The 24,873-nt window shown below is 59.5% G+C and carries 23 protein-coding genes; 16 read left to right on the forward strand and 7 right to left on the reverse strand.

Annotated elements, in window-relative coordinates:
• Positions 1-38 precede the first annotated feature (38 nt).
• Positions 39-557: a hypothetical protein gene (locus LOC54_RS01540; RefSeq protein WP_279312060.1), complete on the reverse strand. Its 519-nt coding sequence runs from the start codon at positions 555-557 to the stop codon at positions 39-41.
• A gap of 29 nt (positions 558-586) precedes the next feature.
• The gene (locus LOC54_RS01545) at positions 587-2,872 is read right to left on the reverse strand and encodes a TonB-dependent receptor plug domain-containing protein (RefSeq protein ID WP_408740273.1); all 2,286 of its coding nucleotides are present in this window, start codon (positions 2,870-2,872) and stop codon (positions 587-589) included.
• Positions 2,873-3,401: 529 nt separating this feature from the next.
• Here LOC54_RS01545 and LOC54_RS01550 point away from each other — a divergent pair.
• The 3 genes from LOC54_RS01550 to LOC54_RS01560 are packed head-to-tail and all read left to right on the forward strand — an operon-like array spanning position 3,402 to position 5,804.
• Positions 3,402-3,989 (forward strand): Smr/MutS family protein, encoded by a 588-nt coding sequence (locus tag LOC54_RS01550; protein WP_279312062.1) that lies wholly within the window; start codon positions 3,402-3,404, stop codon positions 3,987-3,989.
• A gap of 2 nt (positions 3,990-3,991) precedes the next feature.
• The gene (locus LOC54_RS01555) at positions 3,992-4,993 is read left to right on the forward strand and encodes an iron ABC transporter permease (protein WP_279312063.1); all 1,002 of its coding nucleotides are present in this window, start codon (positions 3,992-3,994) and stop codon (positions 4,991-4,993) included.
• A 4-nt stretch (positions 4,994-4,997) separates the two neighbouring features.
• Positions 4,998-5,804, forward strand: coding sequence for an ABC transporter ATP-binding protein (locus LOC54_RS01560; RefSeq protein WP_279312064.1), 807 nt, complete (start codon positions 4,998-5,000; stop codon positions 5,802-5,804).
• A gap of 27 nt (positions 5,805-5,831) precedes the next feature.
• Here the strand turns inward: LOC54_RS01560 and LOC54_RS01565 are convergent, their stop codons facing one another.
• Both LOC54_RS01565 and pnp read right to left on the reverse strand, forming a co-directional pair.
• Entirely contained in the window at positions 5,832-7,250 is a 1,419-nt protein-coding gene (locus LOC54_RS01565) for a nitronate monooxygenase family protein (RefSeq protein ID WP_279312065.1), read from the reverse strand.
• A gap of 75 nt (positions 7,251-7,325) precedes the next feature.
• A complete protein-coding gene (gene pnp, locus LOC54_RS01570) occupies positions 7,326-9,473 on the reverse strand; it encodes a polyribonucleotide nucleotidyltransferase (RefSeq protein WP_279312066.1) in 2,148 nt (715 codons plus the stop codon).
• Between the two features lie 45 nt (positions 9,474-9,518).
• Here pnp and LOC54_RS01575 point away from each other — a divergent pair, with 45 nt between their 5' ends.
• Complete coding sequence (locus LOC54_RS01575; RefSeq protein WP_279312067.1) at positions 9,519-9,653, forward strand: hypothetical protein; 135 nt, start codon at positions 9,519-9,521, stop codon at positions 9,651-9,653.
• A 192-nt stretch (positions 9,654-9,845) separates the two neighbouring features.
• On the opposite strand, the gene rpsO is transcribed toward LOC54_RS01575, so the two are convergent.
• The 3 genes from rpsO to LOC54_RS01590 form a co-directional block, all read right to left on the reverse strand.
• Positions 9,846-10,115 (reverse strand): 30S ribosomal protein S15, encoded by a 270-nt coding sequence (gene rpsO / locus LOC54_RS01580; protein ID WP_279312068.1) that lies wholly within the window; start codon positions 10,113-10,115, stop codon positions 9,846-9,848.
• Positions 10,116-10,137: 22 nt separating this feature from the next.
• Positions 10,138-11,061, reverse strand: a complete 924-nt coding sequence (gene truB, locus LOC54_RS01585) for a tRNA pseudouridine(55) synthase TruB (RefSeq protein WP_279312069.1) — start codon at positions 11,059-11,061, stop codon at positions 10,138-10,140.
• A 76-nt stretch (positions 11,062-11,137) separates the two neighbouring features.
• Positions 11,138-12,514, reverse strand: coding sequence for a lytic transglycosylase domain-containing protein (locus tag LOC54_RS01590; RefSeq protein WP_279312070.1), 1,377 nt, complete (start codon positions 12,512-12,514; stop codon positions 11,138-11,140).
• 236 nt (positions 12,515-12,750) lie between these two features.
• On the opposite strand from LOC54_RS01590, the gene lptF reads away from it, so the two are divergent.
• From lptF to LOC54_RS01650, 12 genes are all read left to right on the forward strand, one after another.
• On the forward strand, positions 12,751-13,911 hold the full coding sequence (lptF, locus tag LOC54_RS01595) for an LPS export ABC transporter permease LptF (RefSeq protein WP_279312071.1): 1,161 nt from the start codon (positions 12,751-12,753) through the stop codon (positions 13,909-13,911).
• 16 nt (positions 13,912-13,927) lie between these two features.
• On the forward strand, positions 13,928-15,040 hold the full coding sequence (lptG, locus tag LOC54_RS01600) for an LPS export ABC transporter permease LptG (protein ID WP_279312072.1): 1,113 nt from the start codon (positions 13,928-13,930) through the stop codon (positions 15,038-15,040).
• Between the two features lie 77 nt (positions 15,041-15,117).
• Entirely contained in the window at positions 15,118-17,430 is a 2,313-nt protein-coding gene (locus LOC54_RS01605; protein ID WP_408740274.1) for an LPS-assembly protein LptD, read from the forward strand.
• A gap of 74 nt (positions 17,431-17,504) precedes the next feature.
• Positions 17,505-18,866: a peptidylprolyl isomerase gene (locus tag LOC54_RS01610; protein ID WP_279312073.1), complete on the forward strand. Its 1,362-nt coding sequence runs from the start codon at positions 17,505-17,507 to the stop codon at positions 18,864-18,866.
• Entirely contained in the window at positions 18,850-19,713 is an 864-nt protein-coding gene (gene rsmA / locus LOC54_RS01615; protein WP_279312103.1) for a 16S rRNA (adenine(1518)-N(6)/adenine(1519)-N(6))-dimethyltransferase RsmA, read from the forward strand. Before LOC54_RS01610 ends, rsmA begins: the two co-directional genes overlap by 17 nt.
• Positions 19,714-19,772: 59 nt before the next feature.
• Entirely contained in the window at positions 19,773-20,732 is a 960-nt protein-coding gene (locus LOC54_RS01620; protein ID WP_279312074.1) for a D-2-hydroxyacid dehydrogenase, read from the forward strand.
• Between the two features lie 49 nt (positions 20,733-20,781).
• Positions 20,782-22,128 (forward strand): gluconate:H+ symporter, encoded by a 1,347-nt coding sequence (locus LOC54_RS01625; protein ID WP_279312075.1) that lies wholly within the window; start codon positions 20,782-20,784, stop codon positions 22,126-22,128.
• 101 nt (positions 22,129-22,229) lie between these two features.
• Positions 22,230-22,523, forward strand: coding sequence for an AtpZ/AtpI family protein (locus LOC54_RS01630; RefSeq protein WP_279312076.1), 294 nt, complete (start codon positions 22,230-22,232; stop codon positions 22,521-22,523).
• 53 nt (positions 22,524-22,576) lie between these two features.
• Positions 22,577-23,326 (forward strand): F0F1 ATP synthase subunit A, encoded by a 750-nt coding sequence (locus LOC54_RS01635; RefSeq protein WP_279312077.1) that lies wholly within the window; start codon positions 22,577-22,579, stop codon positions 23,324-23,326.
• 62 nt (positions 23,327-23,388) lie between these two features.
• Positions 23,389-23,613 carry an ATP synthase subunit C family protein gene (locus tag LOC54_RS01640; protein WP_279312078.1) on the forward strand — a complete coding sequence of 75 codons (225 nt, stop codon included), beginning with the start codon at positions 23,389-23,391 and terminating at the stop codon, positions 23,611-23,613.
• 25 nt (positions 23,614-23,638) lie between these two features.
• Positions 23,639-24,217: a hypothetical protein gene (locus tag LOC54_RS01645; RefSeq protein ID WP_279312104.1), complete on the forward strand. Its 579-nt coding sequence runs from the start codon at positions 23,639-23,641 to the stop codon at positions 24,215-24,217.
• Between the two features lie 110 nt (positions 24,218-24,327).
• Positions 24,328-24,831 (forward strand): ATP synthase F0 subunit B, encoded by a 504-nt coding sequence (locus LOC54_RS01650; RefSeq protein WP_279312079.1) that lies wholly within the window; start codon positions 24,328-24,330, stop codon positions 24,829-24,831.
• Positions 24,832-24,873: the final 42 nt, after the last annotated feature.

Below are 24,873 nucleotides of genomic sequence, written 5' to 3' on the forward strand. Positions count from 1 at the left end.
AACTGAAATCAACGTTCCTCGCAGCCGTGCAGTTTGCCTCAGTCATCATCCTCCTTAACTGACGACACGCCGTAGTTTTCCTCGAATGTTTCGCTCAGACAGGATGTGCTCCAAGCCGTCCGGGCGACGAAGCGTGCGATGGCGGAGACGGCTTCGGAGGGATCATATGTCATATCTGACAAGGCGATGTTCAGAGTGGTGTGATGGTCCAGACATTGCATGACGAGGAGGAAGAGATCGGGATCGAAATGCAGCAGCTCCGGTATGCCGTTTCCGGCAATTTGGCTGATTTCACGGAGCCACGCGGCTTCGAAAAACGTTCTTTCCGTCGGCATTTTCCACGAAGGGTCCACGCGCACGTGAGGCAGAGACTGCTTGGCGCAGAGTGCGCCGTCCGGCCCGTGCACCAGCCATACCATATTGAGATTGCCGTCGCTGACTTCCTGCACGGACCAGGTATCTGCCGGGCCGCCGAGGCGACGGCTCATCCCGGAGTGAGAGACAAGATATTCACGCAGTCCGGTTGCATCCAGTGTCCGATACTGCGTGTTCTGCACTGTGTTTTCCTTTTTTCTGAAGGTCCGGTTCAGAGCGTGATATTGGCCTTGAGATAATAAAATCCGCCATTCATGCCGAGCTGTGACGTGCTCATGTAGTATTGCGGCACACCGAGATAGCGGTTGCCATCGGGAACGCGGCTCGGGCGCGCATCAAAGATGTTATTACCGCCGAGCGTGAAGGAAAGCTGTGGCATGACGCGGTATGTGATGTCGAGATTGGTGACAAATTTGGGCGTATTCCGAAAGTGAAGAAAATCCGTGTTGGACAGGGCACCGGAGTTCGTCGCACCTGTATAGTATGTGAGCTGCGAGATCGTCTGGCCCCAGCGGATTTCATGCAGGCCGACGGCCCATTTGCCGTCAGGACTGGTGAAGCGGCCTCCCCAGATCATCTTGCTCCGGGGATAGGCGCTCGTGATATAGGCGACGCCCTGTGCTGAAAGCAGTGGCTGCCCGGCGGCATTCGTTCCCATATGAGACAGGCGCGTGCGGTTGATGTTGATGGCAGCATCCCAGTTGATCTGCCCGAGGTTGGGAATTCTGGTGGGATAGGAAGCTGTGATGTCCAGCCCCTGGGTGCGTGTGCTTGCAACGTTGGCGAACCAGTTGGTGGAGACAGAGGATGCGGCCCAGGATGGCGCCTCCGGGGGCAGCGTGAAGCCATTTGTCTGCAGCGCGCTGATAGCCTGCGTCCCGGAGATGTTGCCGCCCGGAAGGATCTGATCGCGCAGATTGATCTGATAGATATCTGCCGTGATGTGAAGTTTCTTTATCGGTTCGAGGATAATACCACCCGTGACGTTTGTTGAACGCTCCGGTTTCAGGCGGCTGGAACCGTTGGCCAGAGCACCCGGAGAATTCGGACCGATCAGGCCCCGGGCTGCTGTAGGGGAGAGGGAGACCGAACTGTAGAATTCCTGCGCCAGAGTGGGAGCATGAAATCCGTTTGAGATTGTCGCGCGAAAGCCGAGCCATTTCCACGGATCGTAGCGTAAAGCTGCTTTTCCTGTCTCTGTGTTTCCCGCATCCGTATAATGCTCATATCGCCCGGCCAGATCGATCTGCAGGTTTTTCGTCAGATGTGTCTCCACATCAAGATAGCCTGAGACTACATCTCTGTAGAATTTACCGGCATTTCCTGCAGTTGTTCCCGCCAGTGCCTGGGCACCGCTGCCATAGGTGGAATCAGGCGATCCCGTGCCGATCGCAAAGCTTTCGAAACGATAGGCCGCGCCGCCTGCGACGTTGATTGCATGCGGCCAGTTTCTGAGATGAAAGGCGCGGCTCAGATCGAAGGCACTGGTCCACTGCTGATTGTTGAAACCCTGGACATCGAATTTTGAAGGCGTCCGCCCCGTATCCTTCTCAAGCTGGAGATTTGCGGACTGCCTGAGGCCGATATCGTCGTAATCCCGGCCATAGACGGTGGACAGATCCCAGCGCCATTTTCTGAATGTACCGCGCAGACCTGCAGTGACTTCCCAGTCATTTTCATTGAGGGTTTCAAGCGGCGAGTATCCCCAGGGATACATGGCCTGATATCCGGGATATCCGTTCAGGGAGTCGGCCGTGCGGTAGTTCTGATAGGATTCCGCGTAGCGGTGGGCGTAGGTTGCAGTGGCATAGGCTTCGATATCTTCGGTGATATGATATCCGGATTTTACGGAAACACTCTCACGTGTCTGCTCGGGCTGCCCGAGGAGCTGATTGACTTTTGTTCCGGTTCTGAGATCGGGCGCGCTGCGGAATGTATGATCCTGATGGATGAAATCTCCACTGACATGGATGTATCCGCGTGAACCGAGAGCCGCTCCGCCATCAAGATAGATGCCCTGCTCGAAGCCGTCCCCGGCCGCCGTGATTCCGGAAAGAGACTGTGCATGAAAGCCATGATCCTGATTTTTTAGGATAATGTTCACGACGCCTGCGACGGCATCTGATCCGTATTGCGCGGAGGCGCCATCACGCAGGATCTCGACATGATCGATGGCGGCCATCGGGATCATATCGATATCTACCGGTGTCGATCCCTGCTGTGGACCACCGTTGGCGTAGAGATTAGCCGTGGTATGGCGTCGTTTCCCGTCCACAAGAACGAGTGTTTCATTCGGGCTGAGACCGCGCAGACTGAAGGAGTCCGTCATCGCACCTGTGTCGAAACCGCCTGTGGGGATCGTGAGCGAGGGAAGGAGCTGTGTCAGGGCCTCACGCAGGTCGGGCATACCTGTTTCCGCGAGCTGGCGGGCCGATACGATATCGAGCGGAGAGATACTGTCCTGAGCTTTCTTTCCGGCGGCACGGGTGCCGGTCACGATCACGGTTTCTCCCGAATCCGGGGGTGCCGTGATACTCGTCTTTGCGACCTGCTCCTGACTTTTGCCGTGCGTAGCTGCCGGTTGAAGATGCTGTCTTACCGGATGCCGCTCGGGTGTGGTTCTGGCAGCGGCGGGCCCCGCGAGCAGGATGGCTGATAAGGTTGTCAGAAGCAGACGGAATGATACACTATTTTCCATAGTTATAACCAGAGTTATGCGTTTATATTCTCGTTTCAGATGATATAATTCTATGGATGAAAACAATCCGAAATGCGGATAGATTCTTTACGTTGTGATACATCCTCGGACTCTGTTGCCGAAAAGCCGCAGTGATCTGTCTGTCGATTGCAGGAACGTATGCACCCGCTGTGCGGAGACAGAGATTGCAGCGCGCCGGGAGTGCAGAGTAGGTTACATTCCGGAAAATCAGCGTGCTGCCCGCGCAGCACATGAGCGAGGCGACGCCTCTTTATTGCAGATGTCCCGGTTGTGGTCCGGGCGGGACGGATCAGGGGATACAGGGCCTATGGCGCGCCGGGTGACAGGAGAGGGGGAGCGGGATCTGTGGCGTCTGGCCATGCGCGATGTCCGCCCCTTGCATTCGCCTGTATGTCGCCCTTCGGAAGCGTCAGTCAGACCATCTCTGCAGCAGCGGGAGACTGAATTTCTGCCCCCGTCTCCGGCATTGCAGCAACAGGAGAGGCCCGCAGCCACATACATGATTCCTGCCCGGGAGGACCTTTCCAGGGGGGAGACGGCGCTCCGGCGTTATTTTCAGAGCAAAGCAGGAAAAAGCAGAAGTCAGCCTCTGGAATTTCCTGTCGAGTCCGGTGCATTGCGACCAGAGCGCAGGCTGGATCTGCATGGGATGGTGGCACAGGCGGCCTTTATCCGCCTGTATGGATTCCTTGTGGGTGCGCATCAGGAAGGTGTGCGCTGTGTGGAAATCATCACCGGCCTCGGGTCCGGTGTTGAGGGCGGTATTCTCCGGCGTGAGCTGCCTTTGTGGCTGGAGCATCCGGAACTCCGGCGCGTGGTTCACTCCGCGGCCTATCCCCATGCGGCAAACCGCGGGGCTGTCCGGGTGCGACTAAGACGCGCCAAGCGGACGTGATCGTGACACGTATACGAGCAGGAATTCTGGCGGGTCTGATCTGCCTTCTGGCAGTCTTTTTCGTGTCGGATCTTAGTTTTGGTCCCTTGCATCTTTCTTTTTCCCGTATCGCTACAGCTGTCTTCGGGAGTGTGCCTGATCAGGTGCATATGGCGATCTGGCAGATACGCCTTCCGGGGGCCTGTCTTGCAATTCTGACCGGTTTTGCGCTGGGTCTGTCGGGCAGTGAGATGCAGACGATCCTGAATAATCCGCTCGCAAGCCCTTTTACGCTGGGTGTATCCGCTGCTGCGGCGTTCGGGGCATCGCTGGCTCTGATTCTGGGCTGGCACCTTCCGGGGATTTCATCTGCGGCTGCGGTTCCGGCGAATGCGTTTGTGTTTGCCGTGGGCAGTGCGCTCCTGCTCAATGTGGTCAGCCGGTCACGCGAAGGGGAGGGGGTGGTCCTGTTCGGGATCGCGCTGGTCTTTACGTTTCAGGCCTGTGTAGCACTGCTGCAGTTCGTGGCTTCAGAGGATACGCTGCAGGATCTGGTATTCTGGACCATGGGCAGCGTAACGCGGGCGACCTGGCCGCGTGTAATCTGTCTCGGTCTGGCCTGCCTGATAACAGGGATTCTGTCGTTCCGGGCAGCTCCTGCGCTGACAATGCTGCGTCTGGGCGATGATCGTGCGGCAGGGCTCGGGATCGATGCACGCAGGGTACGGTTCGGTGCCCTGCTGCGGGTCAGCGTACTGGCATCTCTGGCTGTAGCGTTTTCAGGAACGATCGGTTTTGTCGGACTTGTCGCTCCGCATATCTCGCGACATCTCTTTGGCGAAGATCATCGCTGGTATCTGCCCGGTGGTGCTCTGGCCGGGGCTCTGATCATGTCTGCGGCGTCGGTTACGGCAAAAAATACGGTCCCGGGGCAGGTTTTACCGGTTGGGATCGTGACGGCTCTGGCTGGTGTTCCGTTCTTTATCGCTGTCGTCCTGCGTCGGCGCGGTGATCGGGGAGAGTGAAGCCGTGCCAACCAGGATGCTGACGGATTCCGTGGCCAGCGGGCAGGAGGGGCTCACAATCGGGCCGGTGACGGTACGACGCGGGCGGAAGGTCGTGCTTGATGAAGTGCGGTGCGGCCCGCTGCGTCCGGGAGAGGTGGCCGGGCTCCTCGGACCGAATGGCAGCGGAAAATCCACGCTACTGCGCATGGTTGCGGGGCTCCTGCCTGCCGCGGGGCGGGCTGAACTTGATGGTCTGGATCTTTCCGGTCTGAGCGCAGCCCGGAGGGGGGTGTTCTGCGCGTATATGCCTCAGGCTCCTCTGCCGCAGCTGATGCTGGGGGTGGGGGAGATGCTGGAGGCTGCAGCACGTGTAGCTGGTGTTCCTGCCGCACGTGTGGCCGATCTGCTCGGAAGGCTGGGGCTGGAGAATTTTGCCAGGAGGCCGGTCGGGGCATTATCCGGCGGGCAGAGGCAGCTTGTGGCCCTGGCTCTGGCCCTGATCAGGGAGCCACGGATCCTGCTTCTGGATGAACCGCTAAGTGCACTCGATCTGCGACATCAGCTGCGGGTGATGGAGATCGTGGCGCGTGAAACGCGGATGCGCGGCATGGTGACGATTATCGTGCTTCATGACCTGACAATGGCGCTTCGTCACACGGATCATGTGGTTCTGCTTAAGGGCGGGCGGGTTTTCGGGGAGGGGGTACCCGAAGATGTCATCACCCGTGACAGCCTTTCTGCACTCTGGGGTGTGTGCGCCCGTGTCACGACAGACGGAGTGATTGTTGACGGACTGGCTGATATGCCAGCCGGAGAAGAGTCTGACTGATCTTCTCCGGCAACGATTTCCGGTAGTTCAGCGGCCTGTAAGGATGCGATCCACCAGCTGTTTTACAGTCGGGACAAAACCATTCGAGTAGAACGGATCTGTCGCGAAACGCCAGGCCGTTGTTCCGCCGAACATCAGATTATGATCCGCGATCTTCTCTTCCTCAGGGCCATGTGCGTGGGAGATGGCCTGCAGCGTTTTCTGAATGCAGAAAGAGCGGGGATCAGCCTTATGTCCGTTCGTATAATCCGGGCCTTTCTGGCTCCAGTTTGAGAAACGACATTCAGACAGGCAGCCCATGCAGGCCACCTGATCTTCCACGATTTCGTGCATCTTCTCAGGTGTGACGAAAATCAGGGTGGAGTCACCGGTGCGCATGGCTTCAGTGAAACCTTCTGACTCCCATCCACGGATACGCAGCAGGTCGGCTCCGGTCACGAACACTTCGCGCTTGCGGGCACCGACACCGTAGGAAGCAGTATGTTCGCCGACGGCTTCTGCGGAGTAAGCCACCTGGCGCTCCGAACGGGCGCGAAGTTCCTGCAGGAAGCTGTTATTAACCGCTGAGGAATAAAAACCTGTGGGGGAGAAGCGGTTGAGATACACGTCTCCCTTCTTCAGTGTAAGAAGACGCTGTTTCCACGCATCCGGGATCGGGCTTTCCTTCGTCAGCAGAGGACGTGTACCGAACTGGAACACGACAGGGCCAAGCTCAGGATTATCAATCCAGTCCTGCCACTCTTCCAGCCACCAGACACCGCCTGCCATGATGATCGGCACATTATCCAGGCCGAAGCTGCGCATCAGCTTTCGCAGAGCCGCGACGCGAGGATAGGGATCCTCCGGTTTCAGCGGATCTTCCGTGTTGGACAGGCCGTTATGACCGCCTGCCCGCCAGGGATCTTCGTACACAACCCCGCCGAGCAGGCTGGCTGTTCTGCTGTATGAGCGCTTCCACAGCGCATTGAAGGCGCGGGCGGAGGAGACGATCGGATAGTAGAAGATATTAAATTTTGCGGCGATATCCGCAAGCCGGTAGGGCATGCCCGCACCGCAGGTCAGGCCGTGGATCAGGCCTTTTGCACCTTCCAGAACGCCGTTAATCACGCGCTCCGCACCGCCCATCTCCCACAGGATGTTGGCATGGATACGGCCCTGCCCGCCCGAGGTCTCGTGAGCGATCCTTGCCTGGGCGATTCCGCCGCGGATGGCGTAGTCAATCAGTTCCTCATGACGTTCCCGGCGCGTGCGGCCGTGATAGGTCTGGGGAACCGGGCGACCGTTTTCATCGTAGCTGTCTGCATTGACGATGGAAATCGTGCCTGCGCCACCGGCTGCGGCCCAGGCACCGGCAGAGGCGCCGGTGGAGACGGAGACACCCTTTCCGCCCTCGACGAGCGGAAGGATCTCACGTGCTCCCATGCGGATTGCGTTGATCGCCTTCATAGAGGTCCTGCTACTGTTTCAGACTGTCCCGGGACTGTCCGGCGGAGGGGTCGGTAAAACCCCTCCGTCAGAATTTCAGTCCTCGCGGCGCGGTGCCCGGGCAGGCTTTTCGCCCACTTCTGATGTGATATCGGCACCCGTGGCCTGATCCACAACCCTCATGGACAGTTTTACCTTACCGCGGTCATCAAAGCCGATGACCTTTACCTTGACGGTATCACCCTGTTTGACGACATCGGTAGTGCGGTTCACGCGGCCCTGTGTCAGTTCCGAGATATGGACCAGACCATCCCTCGCGCCGAGGAAGTTTACGAAAGCACCGAAATCAGCCGTTTTTACGACCTTGCCGTCGTAAATTTTCCCGATTTCAGGCTCGACAACAATACCATTGATGCGCTCGAGAGCTTTTTTCGTCTGCTCCTCGGCCGTGGAGGCAATGGTGACGGTACCGTCATCGCCGATATCGATCTTGGCGCCTGAATATTCGACGATCTCACGGATTGTCTTGCCACCGGAGCCGATGATGTCGCGGATCTTTTCCTTAGGCACGCTCATCGTGGTGATGCGCGGAGCCGTCGAGGAGACGTCGGAGCGACCTTCGGTGAGAGCACGTGACATCTCTCCGAGGATATGCATCCTGCCCTCACGTGCCTGATCAAGCGCGATTTTCATGATTTCCGGAGTGATGGACGTGATCTTGATATCCATCTGCAGCGCGGTGATGCCCTGCTCCGTTCCGGCAACCTTGAAATCCATATCGCCGAGATGATCCTCATCACCGAGAATATCTGTCAGGACGGCGAAATCCTCGCCTTCCTTGATCAGTCCCATTGCGATGCCTGCAACCGGGCGCTTGAGCGGCACGCCGGCATCCATCAGGGACAGGGAGGAACCGCAGACGGTCGCCATGGAGGACGAGCCGTTGCTTTCCGTGATCTCGGAAACCACACGCATCGTGTAGGGGAATTCCGCTTTCGTCGGGAGCAGCGGACGTATAGCACGCCATGCAAGCTTGCCGTGACCGATCTCGCGGCGGCCCGGAGAGCCGGTGCGGCCGCATTCACCCACCGAGAAGGGCGGGAAATTGTAATGCAGCATGAAATTCGTGCGGTATTCGCCTTCGAGCGCGTCGATGATCTGCTCATCCTGGGCCGTGCCCAGCGTGGCGACGACCAGCGCCTGCGTCTCTCCGCGCGTGAAGAGGGCGGAGCCGTGGGCGCGCGGCAGGATACCGACTTCGGAGACGATCGGGCGGACGGTCTTCAGATCACGGCCATCGATCCGCATGCCGGTCTTGAGGATCGAGCCGCGGACGACATCGGCTTCAAGACTCTTGATCATGCCTTTCGCCTTTTCGGCGGCATCGGCATCGTCGCCCAGCTTGCCGATGATGGCGGTTTTGGCTGCAGCCAGTTTCTCGTAGCGTGCCTGCTTGGCCTTTTCCTTGTAGGCTGCGGCGATCAGCTTGCGCCCGGCGGTATCGACCTTCTTGCGGAGAGCGATCTCTTCCTTTGTTTCCTCAGGCAGATCCCACGGAGCTTTTGCGGCGTGCTCCGCGAGGGAGATGATCGCGTCGAGCACCGGCTGGAAGGCTTCATGGCCGAAGGTGACGGCACCGAGCATCGTCTCTTCAGACAGTTCGGATGCCTCGGACTCGACCATCAGCACACCATCGGCGGTTCCGGCAACGACGAGGTCAAGCCCGGACTCCGATATCTGGGAGATGGTCGGATTGAGGATGTACTGTCCGTCGATATATCCGACGCGGCAGCCGCCGACCGGCCCGAAGAACGGGATGCCCGAGAGGGTCAGTGCGGCGGAGCAGCCGATCAGAGCCGGGATGGCCGGATCGTTTTCAAGATCGTGGCTGAGAACGGTTGCGATAACCTGCACTTCGTTACGGAAGTTTTCCGGGAAGAGCGGACGGATCGGCCGGTCGATCAGGCGGGAGTTCAGGGTCTCGTTCTCACCGGGACGGCCTTCGCGCTTGAAGAAGCCGCCGGGAATCTTACCGGCTGCGTAGGCTTTTTCCTGGTAGTTGACGGTCAGCGGGAAGAAATCCTGACCCGGCTTGACGGTCTTTGCGCCGACAGCCGTGCAGAGCACGATGGTATCCCCGTAGGATACGACGACGGCACCGTCAGCCTGACGGGCGATCTTGCCGGTTTCGAGGACGAGAGGGCGACCGCCCCATTCGATTTCCTTGCGGAAGTAGTTGAACATTCTGTTCCTTACAGCGCGACTCAACCGCTCCCGGCGGAGCTTTCCGTGGCGGACAGCGTCTCGGACGGCATGGTGGCTGACGGAGTCCGCCAGAGCGCCATGTGGTCTGAAACGCCGCAATACGCCTGTGGAAAAACACACAGCCGGTTTACGGTCCGGTTAACACCCGTCGCGGAGTAACCGCGCCAGGCAAAAGATAAAAACCCGGTACCGCCTGTTCAGAGGCGATCCCGGGTGAGACATACAGGAGAGAGGGCTTTATGGGAATGCAGACCGGATGAAGTTCTTTTCATCCGGTCTCTGTCCCGGCGGGCCGACCTCTCCTGAGGCAGCCTCCTGAGCCGTAACCCGGGAATGATCCCGGATATGGAATCAGCGACGCAGGCCGAGGCGACCGATCAGCGTTGCATAGCGATCGTGGCTTTTACCCTTGAGATAGTCCAGAAGGCCGCGACGCTTGCCAACCATGATGAGCAGACCGCGACGGGAGTGGAAGTCCTTCGCGTGGGTCTTGAGATGCTCTGTCAGGTTGTTGATACGCTCGGTCAGGATCGCGACCTGGACTTCCGGCGACCCGGTATCTCCGGCCTTCGTCTTGTATTCTTCAATGACCGCCGTGCGGCGTTCAGCTGTGATCGACATCGTTTTCTCCGTATTTTGCGGTTCAGAGCAGACGCACCGGCTTCAGCCACCCGTCTTCCAGGCGGCACAGACCGAGTACTTCCTCACCTTCCATCGCACGGACCACGTCATCCGGGCCGGTCTGAGGAATACGTCCTGTAAAACCAGCCAGGCAGAGCGCCTGTCCGTGCCGGAGGGAACCCGCTTCGTCCTCAGTCAGGGCCAGCGCCGGGATGTCGGCCAGCGCGGTCGCGACCGGACGCAGCAGTTCCGGTGAAGCGGGCGTTTCCTGCGCGCTCGCGAGCAGTTTGTCCAGCGAAATCGCGTCGGACTCGAAAAAAGGACCGACGCGAAGACGGCGAAGGGCGGCGATATGTCCGACCGTTCCGCAGGCGAGCGCGATATCGCGGGCAAGGGAGCGCATATAGACGCCCTTGCCTGACTCGACCTCGAAGATGGCGTGATCCGCATCAGGGCGTTCGATCAGCTCGAAGCGGTCCACCCGTGCCGGGCGGGGGGGCAGTTCCGGAGGACGACCGTCACGAGCCATATCATAGGCGCGTTCTCCGGCCACTTTCAGTGCGGAGAAGACGGGAGGAACCTGCATGATATTGCCCCGGAACGCCTCCAGCGCCTCGTGGAACTGCCCGTCAGACGGGCGGACGTCCGAGGTGGCAGTGAGCTCTCCGTCGGCATCGTCGCTGTCGCGGGCCTCTCCGATACGGAGAGTGAAACGGTAGATCTTGGTTCCGTCCATCACGTACGGAACGGTTTTTGTTGCCGCACCGAAGGCGATGGGAAGCAGCCCGGTTGCAAGCGGATCCAGTGTGCCGCCATGCCCGGCCTTGCTGGCGTTGAAGGCGCGTTTAACCTGCGCCAGGACCCCGGTAGAGGTCGGCCCTGTCGGCTTGTCGATGACCAGCCAGCCATCGAGGGGGAGTCCCTTCCGGACACGGTTACGCGCCATATATCCTGCTTTCTTTCCCGGTCGTTGCGTAGGAGCGAGGCGCGGGGTCTAGCGCATCCCGACCGAAGACGGAAGATCAGGTCCGGGCTGAGGGGACTGTAAAGCAGGCAAAGGAGTGCTGGCGAAGCTGCTGGCAGGCGCTGTTTGCCGCAGAGGCGGACAGGCCGGTCATCCGGGCGCGGTAGAGACTTCCGGAGGGGGCCGGGACGGGGATGATGGCGTCCGGACCTGTCAGGACCCGCAATACGGAATGTGCCGAAGCGAGCTGATGACGGGCCACTGCCCCCGAGTTGAACGCACCGATCTGAATGGCCCAGCTTCCGCCCGGCGAAGGCTGGGTATAGCGCGGTCTTGCAGCAGCTGCGGCAGTGGGGACGGTATAGGCTGCCGGACGGTAGGTGGCCGCAGGAGTGGCGGAGGCTACGACCGTGCCACGACCGCGATAGGGGACGACAGGTCGTGCCGATGTGCTCTGAGGCGCGGGTGCCACATAGGAGGCGAGTTCAGGCGGAAGCGTGTCGCTGCCGGAGGTCCGGCTGGCGATCTGCGTCTGGGGCATACCATCTCCAGGGTCCTCATGCGGGGTGTCCCGGTCCATCAGGCAGGGAGTGGAGGGATCGTAGGCAGCGTCCGCATTCCGCAGGCATCCGTCTCCCGTGCGTGTGAGGGAAGACGCGGAAGCCAGGGCGACGGGCGCACTGACAGCGGCGGCGGCTGCCGCGCTGCGTGTCTGCCGGCTGCCGGAGGAGGCCATCATGACGGGCGAGGACGAGCTGTCGGAAGCTCCGGGCTGCTCGGGACCGAGATTGGGTTCAATAGAGGCGACGTAGTTGACGGTTTCGTCGGGGAGAGTGCTGAGCCCCTCCATGTACTGTTCTACGCGGCCGGGCCCGGCATTGTAGGCAGCAAGGAAGCCCGGTGATCCGAACTGTTCGTAGAGCTGCCGGAGATAGCCGGTTCCGGCGATGATGTTATCGTGCGGATCGTAAGGGTCGTCTCCAAGGCTGAACCGCTCGGCAAGTTCATACCAGGTGGCGGGCATGAGCTGCATCAGGCCCATAGCGCCTGCGCCCGAGGTGGTGAGATGACCGTTGATATACTGATGCCCGCCGGATTCCTGGTGAATCACGGCGCGGATCCAGCTCTGCGGGAAGGAAAAACGGTTTGAGGCTTCCTGGATATAGGGTCCCCAGGGGTCACTTGCCGAGCCGGGCGGAGCGTAGCTGCCATGGCCCCACTCGGAGCGGGTTCCGCCCGGCTGGCTGTTTCCGCAGGCAGCCAGACCGAGCAGCATGATGAGGGCTGTGGCAGGACGCGTATGCCTGCGTGCCAGGGAGAAAGACCATGAGGCCAGCCATCCGGAGGCGGAGAGTGTCCGGCTGCTTCGGGATCTGCGGGCAGAGGCATCCTGGACGGGAGCGGCGGAAGAAGCTGGCGGCCTTATGGTCATCATTCCGGTTCTCCGGATCCTGTGCGGCGTCCGGAACGGAATCCGGAGCGGACCTAGAGCAGGCCCCGGGGCAGATATGGTCAAGGGGAGTGCAGGGAACCGCCTCTTTCGGGCAATATTGTGGCGGCATTACCGCCCTCCATTCCATGCTGCGGAGTCGGATATGGTCACGCACGGGGTAACAGTCTGAAAAAAACATCACTTTCGCAGGACGGGGAAGAGGGAGTAGAAGGCATGCTATGCCCGGTTCCGTGCCTCAGCGCTCTGTCCGTTCGCGTTTTACGTTCGGACTGCCAACACTTGATCGTTATGTGCTTCACCAGCTTCTCTTTGCCCTTCTGGCAACGACGGGCGGACTGACGGCCCTGATCTGGCTGACGCAGTCGCTGCGTTTCGTCTCGCTGGTGGTTGATCGTGGTCTGTCGCTGCGCGTGTTCCTTGAACTCACCAGCATGATGATGCCGTCCTTCGTGGCGGTCGTACTTCCGATCACGACTTTTGTGGTGGTGCTGTTCGTCTATCAGCGGCTGGCGGGAGACCGGGAGCTTACGGTCATGCGCGCGGCCGGGCTTTCACCCTGGGCGCTGGGCCGTCCGGGAGTGATCTGTGCGAGTTTCGCGACAGCTCTGACGCTCGTGCTCAATCTCTGGCTGGTTCCCGTATCCTATCGTCATTTCCGTCAGTTTGAGTTCCAGATACGCAACCGGATTGCGGCCTTCATGCTGCAGGAGGGCGTCTTTACGCGGATTTCCGACACCATGACGGTCTATGTGCGTGAGCGGACCCATACGGGAGAGCTGCGCGGGATCATGGTGGAGGATGATCGTGATCCGGCGAGCCGTGCGACGATTCTGGCGGAGCGCGGGGCGATGGTTGTGGTCAATGATGAGCCGCGTGTCGTGCTCTATGACGGATCGCGTGAGGCGATTGACCGACAGACAGGACGCCTGACGGTTCTTCTGTTCACGCAGAACACGCTGGATCTCACTTCACGCAAATCGGATCAGGTGCGGTATCCCGATGCGGCGGAGATGTCTCTTGGAGAGCTTCTCTCTCCCGCTCCGGGCAGTATTTTCGAACGGGATCGGGGAAAGCTGGCCGTTGAGGGCTGGCGTCGTCTGTCTTCACCGTTTACGGCGTTTTCCTACGCAATGATCGCGCTGGTTGCGATTCTGCGTGGTGTATTTTCCCGGCATGGCAATATTCTCCGGCCTCTGTCCGCCATTCTGACAGTGGTCGGGCTTCTCGCGCTCAGTCTGATGCTGCAGAATTTTGCCAGCCGGAACATGTCCCTGATCCCGCTCGTCATGGTGGTGGCCGTTCTGCCGGGCCTGATTGCGGCGGTGATTCTGTTCCGGCCCGACAGCGGCCGGGCGCCGCCATTCCGGCGTGACAGCTGAAAGGCAGGGTCTGTCAGTGTTCGTATCGGTTACATTCTCGTTCTACATCGCCCGCCAGTTCGTTTTATCCGTTCTGGCCATGACGGCGTCTCTGACGGGTATTGTCTGTCTTTTTGACTTTATCGATCTGCTGCGCCGTGTGGCGACCAAGCCGGACGTTCCCACCAGCCTCGTGTCCAAGATCGCGGCGCTGCATATTCCGTATTCCATGATGCAGATCATGCCGTTCGGTGTCCTGCTGGGCGGGACGCTGTGCTTCTGGCGTCTGACACGATCTTCCGAGCTGGTGGTGGCCAGGGCGGCGGGAATTTCCGCCTGGCAGTTTCTTGCAGCGCCGCTGGCCTGCGCGCTGGCGATGGGAGCGTTCGCGACAGCGGTGATCTCGCCGGTCTCTTCTGCGATGTATGCCAGAGCCGAGGCGCTGGATGATCAGTATCTTAGGACGGGCGGTGGCCCGCTGGCGCTTAATGGCGGGGATCTGTGGCTGCGGCAGACTGATCATGCCTATGATCCGAAGGGGGTGGCCATCCTCCATGCGCGCGAGACGCGTCTGACGGATGGTGAGCTCCATATTCGCCATGTGAGTATTTTCCGGATCAGCGGCCTGGATCGTCTGATCGTCCGGGTTGAGGCTCCGGAAGGCTGGCTGGAGCAGGGGCAGTGGCATCTGGCGCAGGCGTCTCAGATGCGTCCCTACGAGCAGGCCGAGCCGCCGGTGACGATGTTTCTGCCGACGGATCTGACGATCACCCGTGTTCAGGAAAGCTTCGCTTCTCCGGATGCCCTGTCCGTCTGGACGCTGCCCGGCTTCATTGCCCTTCTGGACCGGTCGGGGTTTTCCTCGATACGGCACAGGCTGCATTTTCAGTCTCTTCTCGCGCTTCCGGTGCTGGCCGGGACCATGACGCTGGTCTCGGCCGGGTTCTCCATGCGGCCCGCCCGGCGCGGAGGTGTGGCAAAAATGATCTTTTCCGGGGTTGGTTCGGGGTTTCTTCTGTTTACGGTCTCGAAAGTCGCTGAACAGTTTGGTAACTCTGGCGCATTGCCCCCGCTTCTGGCGGCTTGGGCACCTACAGGGGCGGGGCTGTGCTGTGCTGTCGCTCTGCTGCTGCATCTGGAGGACGGGTGATTTTGAGCGTCGGTGATTTTGCCCGTCAGGTTCGTGCGGCGTGCCGGAAAGCGGTTCTGTCCGTTGTTCTGCGTGGTGTGATCCGTCATCGCCGGGCGTTCTGTGCCGGCACGGCGTGGAGCGGCGTGACGGCTCTCGGTCTTGGAATCGCGCCTGATGCTCACGCGCAGTTCAGGCCGGCGCATTCGCACCTCGTGACGGTGACGCCGACGAGGAATGATGATCCCGTCACCTTTCAGTCCGACAAGGTGGATTATGACGATCCTGCCGGTCGCGTGACGTGGACCGGTAATGTGCAGGTCTGGCAGGGCCAGCGCGTGATGCGTGCTGACATGATGACCTATGACCGCAATACCGGGGTTCTGGCGGCACGCGGGCATGTGGCCATGGTACAGCCGGACGGGACGGTTGTTTTCTCGTCCTATGCCGAGGTGACCGGCAACATGCGTGACGGCATTATGACGAAGGTCAGCACCCTGATGGCCGAGGATGCCCGCATGGCAGCTAATGGTATGCGCAGAACTGGCGGAAAGATCAATGACATGAGCCGGGCCGTCTATACGGCCTGTCCGGTCTGTGAGAAGGACCCTTCACGTCCGCCGTTCTGGCAGTTCCGCGCCTGGAATGCGACGCAGGACACGGAACACGGGCGTATTGATTTTCAGGATGCCTGGCTGGAATTCTTCGGAGTTCCGGTCATCTACATGCCGTTCTTCTCCATGCCGGATCCCTCCCAGAAGCGTAAGAGCGGCTTTCTCATTCCCGGAATTACTCCGCACGACCGGTATATGGGGACCTATTTCACGATCCCCTACTACTGGGTGATCGATGACAGCTCCGATCTGACCGCTCAGCTTCTGATCCCGACGAAAACCGGCCCGCAGATCGGCGTCCAGTATCGCAAGGAGTTCAATTTCGGGACATTGAGATTCCGTGGCGCTGTTGCGGATGACCGGAACAAGAACAATGCCTACACCAATGTGCTCGGCCAGAATGTAGGCCATTCGAGCGACCATGGCATTCAGGGATACGGGTTCCTTGACTGGAGCATGACGCTGACGAAGAGCTGGCGTGCGGGTGCGAGCATCAAACTTGCTTCCTCAGCGGATTACATGCGTGACTACCGGATCAGCGGTTATGGTAATGACACGCTGAATTCCAGAGTATTTCTTGAAGGCTTCGGCACGGGTGCCTATTCCCGGGTTGAGACGCAGATGTATCAGGGTCTGAACCGCGGCGTCATTCATGACAGTGAACTGCCTTTCGCGCTGCCGTACTATCAGTACAGCTTCCTCGGGCAGCCGGATGCGTGGGGCGGACGATTCGGTCTCGATACGCATGATTTCTACGTCTATCGTCCGGACGGAGCGACGGATCAGCGCGGGGAACTGGCCCTGCACTGGGACAGGCCGTTCCGGAACAGCCTGGGGCAGAAATTCCTGCTGCAGCTGCGTGTGGACTCCATGCTCTATCACGCGAAAAATCTTAACGAGCAGCCGAATTATTATGGTCATCAGGGATCTGCCGTGCAGGGGCAGGTTCAGCCGACCATTGGCATAAAGATGAACTGGCCGTTCCTGCGCAGCTTTGCAAAAGGGCACGGATCGCAGATTTTCGAGCCGATCGCACAGATCATCTACAGTCCGAATACGGGTAACAGCGCGAACAGTCTTCTTCCGAATGAAGACAGTTTTTCCTACGAATTTACGGATTCCACGCTCTTCTCGCTCAATCGCTGGCAGGGAACGGATCGTCTGGACAGCGGTCTGCGTGCGAATGTCGGTGTTCACGGATCATGGGTGTGGAACGGGCATGAGGTGGATGTGCTGGTAGGCCAGAGCTATCAGCAGCATATCCAGCGGAATATGGTACCGTATTCGGGACTCAACCATCGCATTTCGGATGTTGTCGGGCGGATTCGCGCCGTGCCGAACCGGTTTTTCCAGTTTACAGCACGCGGACGGATCTCTCCCTATACAGGCAAGTTCAACTTCGGAGACGCGCTATTCAGCGCCGGTGTTTCCCATTTTCGTATCAACGGTGGCTATGTCTATGGCCCGACGACGCCTTACTACTACTACGCCGAATACGGGCGTAACCAGAATTACCGCAACAGCGGGCCGCCTGTGGCCTATTATGAGAAGACGAACGAAATTACGGGCGGTGCCTCAACCTACTGGCGTAACTGGCACGCGTCCGGCTTCGCCCGGCGATCCCTGTCCCGCAAGGAATTTGTCTCCCTTGGCGGCTCTGTCGGGTTCCAGAATGACTGCTTCGGCCTCGATTTCATGTATATCAAGCAGTACACCATGATCGGTGGTCAGAGCCGTAATTCCAGCTTCCTCGTGACCTTCACGCTCAAGAGTATCGGCTCGTTCGGCGTCAAATGAGGCTCGTGCGCTTCAAAAGAGATGCCGTGTCCGCTAGAACGGAGCGCCACTCACCCCGTTGCGGAAAGTCAGACATGCGTCGGAGCCTTTTTTCGTCCGGATCATCTGCCGTGCTCACGATGCTTCTGGCCGTGTCCGGGGCTGTGGCCGCACAGCCGCATCATCATGCGGCTGCACCTGCCGCACACACGGATGCCAGTCTTGCTCCCGGAGACAAGGGGGTTGTTCAGGATGATATTCTCGGTGTTATCAACGGCGTACCGCTGACGCGGCGTGAGGTTGATAATCGTGGCAAGCTGTTTGCGCTCTCCACTGGCCTTGGGATCAGTTCTGAGGTGATGCAGCGCCTGCGCCCGCAGATCATCAGGCAGCTGATTGATGAGCGTCTGAGGACCCAGGAAATCCTCAACCGGCATATCATCATCTCGACAGATCAGATCGCGAAATCGATTGCCGGTATCGAGCAGCGCAATGGCATGCCGCAAGGTGCTCTGCGTGAGCACCTTGCCCAGGACGGCGTCTCGCTGACGACACTGATCAATCAGATCCGCGTGCAGCTCGGCTGGTCTCAGGTGCTTCGCCAGGAGATGGGCGGCCGTGCGCGTATCACGGCGCAGGAAATTGCCCAGCGTACGGAAGCGCTCCAGCGTGAGCAGGGACGCAGCGAATATTTCATGAGCGAGATTTTCGTGCCGGTTGAGGATCCCCGGCATACGGAAACCGAGCTGAAATTCACCGAGACCATTATTCAGGAACTGCGGCGCGGCGCTCCGTTCCCGATCGTGGCGGCTCAGTTCTCCCAGGCGCAGAGCGCTCTTGAAGGCGGCTCCATGGGATGGGTTCAGGAAGATCACCTTGATCCTGAGGTCGTAAGCATTGTCAGGCAGATGCCGATCGGGGCGATTTCCAATCCGATCCGGGTTGCCGGCGGCTATGTCATCGCGACAGTTGAGTCGCGCCGTAAGGTCGGAAACGAGCCTGGCACGCTGCTGTCTGTCCGGCAGGCTTTCGTGCCGTTCACGGCTCCGCTCAATCCACAGCAGCCGACCCAGCAGCAGCGCGATGCGCTGCAGAGAGCTCTGCATATTTCTCAGTCCGTGCATTCCTGTGAGGAAATCGAGGCGGAGAATAAGAAACTTGGTGAGGTCAGGCCGTCTGACCCCGGTGAGTTGCAGCTTGAGCGCCTGAATGAGCAGATGCGGCAGATTCTCGGCTCTCTGCCGGAAGGGAAGGTATCGCGTCCCCTGGTTTCCACGGAGGGGATCGACCTTCTGATGGTCTGCGGCAGAAAGACGAAGAATTTCGCGAACCGTGCACCGAATGAAATCGCCGATCAGCTTCTGAATGAGCGTGTGGAGCAGACGGCACGGCAGCTTGACCGCGATCTGCACCGCCGGGCGGTAATTACGCTTCGTGCCGATATCAGCAAGCTCTGAGGATCTTCTGCTGACTGCTTTACCTCCTCCGCACCGGGAGCCTCTGGCGGACGTCATTGAACGTCATGGTCTTGCGGCACGGCGCTCGCTGGGCCAGCATTTTCTGCTTGATCCCGGCATAACCTCCAGAATTGCAGGTTTTGCGGAGCCGCTTGCCGGACGGCATGTGATTGAGGTTGGCCCGGGGCCGGGTGGTCTGACCCGTGCGCTTCTGGACAGCGAGGCCGATCAGGTAACGGTGGTGGAACTGGATTCCCGTGCCATTGCCGTGATGGAGGAACTCGGAGCGGAGCGCCCGGGTCGTCTGCAGATCATCGAGGGGGATGCAACCCGGCTGGATCTGACGACGCTTGGACCTGCACCGCGTCAGATCGTGGCGAATCTGCCGTATAATGTCGGCACGCCGCTGCTGATCGGCTGGCTGCGTCAGGCGGCTCAGTGGGAGCGGCTGACGCTGATGTTCCAGCTTGAGGTGACTGATCGCATCTGTGCCGCGCCGGATACCCCGGATTACGGGCGGCTGGCGGTTATTTCACAGTGGTGTGCGGAGTGCGCGATGGTTATGCGGCTGCCGCCCGGAGCGTTTTCGCCCCCGCCAAAGGTCTGGTCGGCTGTCGTTGTGATCCGCCCTCATGCGGAGCAGCCGGACCCGGCGCTGTTCAGAGCGATGGAGACCGTAACGGCAGCGGCGTTCGGACAGCGGCGCAAGATGCTGCGAAGCGCCCTGAAAGGGCTTGGCGGCGAGAATCTGCTTTCAGATGCAGGTATCGACGGCACGCGCCGGGCAGAGACTCTTAGCGTGACCGAGTTCGCACGGCTTGCTTCCTGCTGGCTTGGGCGTCAGTAATTATCCTGATCTGACGAAATCTTTCGTCACACAAGGATATTTCCTGGAAGGTGCCGGTCATGACAGAGCACGCCGTATCGCCCTTACGTATTCTTGTCATTCATCCGATCTTCGATTTTCTGTCGATCACCGGCGGATGGACGCGGCCTGTCCGCTGCCATCAGGTGAGAAAGCGCGCAGAAGCGATGGCCTGTCTTGGCGATACGGATGTGCTTGTCACCATGGTCTGGCAGAATGATTTTCTGGAAAAAGCTCCGGATCTGCGTCTGGTTCAGAGCATTACCTCCGGTGTCGAGCAGTTCGATATTCAGGCCCTGAAATCGAGAGGAGTGCCGCTGTGTAATGCGCGCGGCGCCAACGCCGTGGCTGTAGCGGAGCATGCTCTGGCACTGATTTTCAGCATTGCACGGTTTCTGCCGGAAGCACGTGATGACCAGGCGCGGAAATTCTGGCGACCTCTGACGGCGGGCCGACGCCGGCGGGAGCTTGCGTCTTCCCATGTCGTGATTGTCGGGTATGGTGCGATCGGTGCGCATCTGGCCGGACTGTGCCGGGCACTGGGGATACGGGTGACGGTTGTGCGCAGGCACGTGCCGGAGTCGCATCGTGACGGTATCGACTTCGCAGAGGTGGACAGGTTTGCTTCGCTGGCCGCGCTTGTGGATTATGTCGTGCTGGCCTGCCCGCTGACAGAGCAGAACCGGGGTATGCTCAATGCCCGTGTCCTGGCCGGAATGCAGCCTCATGCGGCTGTCATTAATGTCGCACGAGGCGGGCTCGTCGTGGAGGAGGATCTGGTTTCAGCCCTGCTATCGGGTCAGATTGCAGCGGCGGGACTCGATACATTCGCCGATGAGCCGCTGCCTGAGTCCTCACCTCTGTGGAGCCTGCCGAATGTGGTCGTGACACCGCATCAGGCCGGAGAAAGTGAGCTTTATGAGCATCGTGTCGCCGATATCCTTCGGGAAAATCTGACCCGGCTGGATGAGGGCAGGGATCTGCTGAACCGGATCGTCTGATGCCTCAGTGTCCGGGTGGCGGCGCGCTGAAAGAAAGGAAAAACCGGATATGACCTCTCCTCTATGGGCTGTCCTGCTCGCGACGGGAGCGATTCTGACGGTCGTGATACTGATCACGCGGGTGCATATCAGTGCCTTCATCGCGCTGTTCGCTGTTTCCCTGTGTACGGGACTGATTGCCGGGATGCCTCCTCAGGCTGCGGTAACGGCTTTTGAAGCCGGGGCGGGGCATGTGCTGGGGCATGTCGCGCCGGTTATCGCGCTTGGCACGATTCTGGGAAAGATGCTGGCAGAATCCGGCGGTGCCGACCGTATAGCCATGACGATCGGAGGGCTTGCCGGCCGGAAACATGCGCCGCTTGCGATGATGGTGGTCGGGCTTCTGGTCGGTCTGCCCCTGTTTTTTGAGGTCGGCCTGGTTCTTATGATTCCGCTGACGGCTGTGATGGCGAAGCGGCTGGATATGAAGATGGTCTCGCTTGGTCTGCCGATGGCGACGGCGCTTTCCGTGACACATGCGATGATTCCGCCGCATCCGGCGACCCTGATTGCGCTGGCGGCCTATCACGGGGATATTGGCCGGACGATCATGTGGGGTGTCCTGATCGGCACACCTGTCGCGCTGCTCGCGGGTCCGGTCTATACGGCGTTTATCGTTCCGCGACTGAAGATCGAAGGAGATGGTCAGCTGGCCGAGCAGTTCACATCGCGCTCGGAACCGAAGGACATGCCGCCGTTTTTTCTGACAGCGCTGACGGTTTTTTCTCCGGTCGTGATGATGATGGCGGGATCTGTTGCGGATCTGATTTCCCGGAAAGGCTCGGTTCCGAATACGATCCTGCATGGTATCGGTAATGCTGACATTGCCCTGCTTATCGCAACACTGGCGTCCTTTGTGGTTTTCGGAACGATGAGGGGATATTCCTCGAAAACGATTCTGAAGTTTTCGGAGGAATGTCTGGCGCCGACGGCTGTGGTGCTCATGGTCGTCGCGGCGGGTGGCGGATTCGGCCATGTGCTGACGCAGAGCGGGATTTCCGGCGTGATCACTGATCTTGCGGTCAGGACGCAGGCTCCCCTTCTGGTCATGGCCTGGTGTCTTGCCGCGACCGTACGTCTGGCGACGGGATCCGCAACGGTGGCGACGACAACGACGGCAGGTATTGCCGGTCCGGTTCTGGCGCAGACGCATGGCGTGTCGCCTGAACTGCTTGTGATTGCAACGGGAGCCGGTTCAGTGGCGTTTGGTCCCCTGAATGATGCAGGGTTCTGGCAGATCAGGGAATATATGGGCATGAGCGTCACACAGACGATGCGCTCATGGTCGGTCATAGAGACCCTGATTGCGGTTCTCGGGCTGCTGCTCTGCCTTGCTGCGTCAGCCTGCGGTTTCTGACGGTGAAAAAACCATGCACTTTACTGCGGAAAACATAGCGGTTTGCTTGACAGAAAATGACCAGATCGTTAGCAAGCGCTTGCACCTGAATGGAGGTGCGGATGAATGAGGAACGCGGCTCTTTTGACGAACGCCTGAAGGCGGCGGAAATCCGCCAGGGTGTCGGCAGGAAAGAGCCTGAGCCTGATCGAGACGACAAGTCTCTGGTCAGTCTGGCCCTACGGGCGGGAACCGAGATGGTTGCCGCGCTTGTCATAGGCTGTGCTCTGGGCTGGTGGCTGGATCGGCTGACCGGCTTCAGGGCTCTGTTTCTTATTATATTCGCGCTGCTTGGGGGTGCGTCAGGGGTTCTGAATGTCTGGCGTCTTGTAAAGGTGCCGGACGACACCGGGTGATCGTGACTGTCGTGCGAGAAGTAAGAGTCGTGCGCGCGTAGGAGAATTGAGAGTTGGCGGGCGAATCTTCTATCGACGTGCTCGGGCAATTTGAGCTGCATCCCATTATGGGTGGTCTGGGCAGCGCCCTGCGTCTCAGCCAGTCGCCTGTATATATGGCGGTTGCTGCCTGTCTCGTTCTCGTTTTTCTCTATTTCGGGATGAAGCCCGCCGCTGTTGTGCCGGGTCGTCTGCAGGCTGCTGCAGAGCTGAGCTACAAATTCATTCATAATATGGCGGTTGATACGATCGGACCTGAAGGCGCGGCCTTCTTTCCGTTCATCTTCGCTCTTTTCTTCTTCATCATGGCCGGTAACTATCTCGGTCTGATTCCGTTTTCATTCACCTTCACCAGTCATATTGCCGTTACGCTGGCGCTGGCTCTGATGGTGTTTCTTCTCTCGGTGATCGTTTCGCTCAAGGTGCAGGGACTGCATTTCTTTGCGCATTTCATGCCTGCCGGTGCTCCTGTCTGGCTGGCGCCGCTGCTGATCCCGATTGAGATCCTTTCCTTCCTGTCGCGTCCTGTCAGTCTCTCGATCCGACTGTTTGCAAACATGGTTGCCGGACACGTCATGTTCGATATCTTTGCAAGCTTCATCATCATGCTCGCCAGTCTCGGGTTTGTCGGTGATGTACTTGCGGTTGGCCCCCTCGTGATCAATATCGCGCTGATGGGTCTGGAATTGCTGGTGGGGGCGCTGCAGGCGTATGTGTTCGCCATCCTCACCTGCATCTATCTGAGGGAGGCCGTTGCTCACTGAGCCGGCTGCCCCGGATCTGCCTCCACCACCACTCAAGCTTTTCAGATTAAGGAACAAGACAAATGGACATCGCTGCAGCCCGTGAAATCGGCGCCGGTATCGCTGTGATCGCTCTCGCCGGTGTCGGCATCGGTCTGGGAAATATCTTCTCCACGCTGGTGGCCAGCATTGCCCGTAATCCGGCCGCCCGTCCGCATGTTTTCGGTCTGGGTATGCTGGGCTTTGCTCTGACGGAAGCTGTTGCTCTGTTCGCTCTGCTGATCGCCTTCCTTATCCTCTTCGTCTGAGGTCGGAGTGTTCCCCGTGCGTACAATGAAGGCTGCCCTTACCGGTATTGTCCCGGCTGTGCTGTCCGGTGCGGTTCTTCTGGTTGCAGAAGCGCCGCGGGCGTATGCATCGGGAATGCCGCAGCTTGATTTCGCCAACCCGCTGACACTCGGTCAGGTTTTCTGGGGTGGTGTTATCTTTCTTCTCTTCTTCCTGGCTCTGCGCGGATGGGCTCTCCCGAAGGTTGAGACGGTTCTGAAGAGCCGTGACGACCGGATATCGGGAGATCTTGATCTGGCGCGGAATGCAAAGGCGGAAGCAGACCGTGCGGTTCACGAACTGCTGCAGGCGCGTCGGGATGCCCATGCAGAGGCACAGGCACATCTTGAAAAGGTGGTCGGGGCCGAGCGTGATGAAGCCGCCCGTCGTCTGGCCGAGATGAATGCTCGGCTGGAAGAGGAAATCGGCGCAGCGGAGGCTGCCGTGGCACAGGAGCGGAGTCGTGCTCTGTCATCCCTGCGTCCGATTGCCGCTGAGGCTGCTGCTGAAATTGTAGGGCGCCTGACGGGTGCCCAGCCGGATCAGGATGCGGTTGGGCGGGCACTTCCTGCGCATATTTCCTGAAGAAAATAACCCGTATGTCTGTTGCATGCGGGTATAACAGAATTTAACGGTAGAGAGCGGAGAAGCGGGTACTGCCCGTGATCCGGCTTGGTGACTGAGAGGGAAGTCCCGTGTCCAGCCTTTTTCATGAAGCGGGTTTCTGGTTCGCTGTTTCCTTCGTTCTGTTCTTCGTTCTGTTCGGAAAGAAGGTCTGGACTCCGCTCGCTGCCATGCTTGACAGTCATGCGAACCGGGTGCGGCAGGATCTTGATGAGGCAGCACGCCTCCGTCGGGAAGCAGAGCAGATGCTTGAGGATGCCACCCGTGATCGCGAGCACGCTCTTGCAGAGGCACAGGCGACGATTGAGCAGGCACGTAAGCATGCTGCGGATCTGGCTTGGAAGGCCCGTTCCGAGGCAGAAGAACTGCTGAGTCGCCGTGAGCAGCAGGCAAAAGATCGTATCGCTGCGGCTGAGCGGGCGGCTCTCGAGGATGTTCGGGCGGCGGCTCTTGAGGCTGCTTTTGATGCGGCTCGCAGGGTCATGTCTGACTCCGTTGCCGGCGGTACTGATGAGAGACTTATTGATGAGGCGATGACAGCTCTTCCGGTCGCGCTGTCCGGCAGGGCGGCATGAGCGGGTTTTCGTCTTGAGCGAGCAGTCAGGTCCTTTTTCGGA

Origin of the sequence: Acetobacter sp. AN02, from assembly GCF_029759835.1 — a bacterium.
GTDB lineage: Bacteria > Pseudomonadota > Alphaproteobacteria > Acetobacterales > Acetobacteraceae > Acetobacter.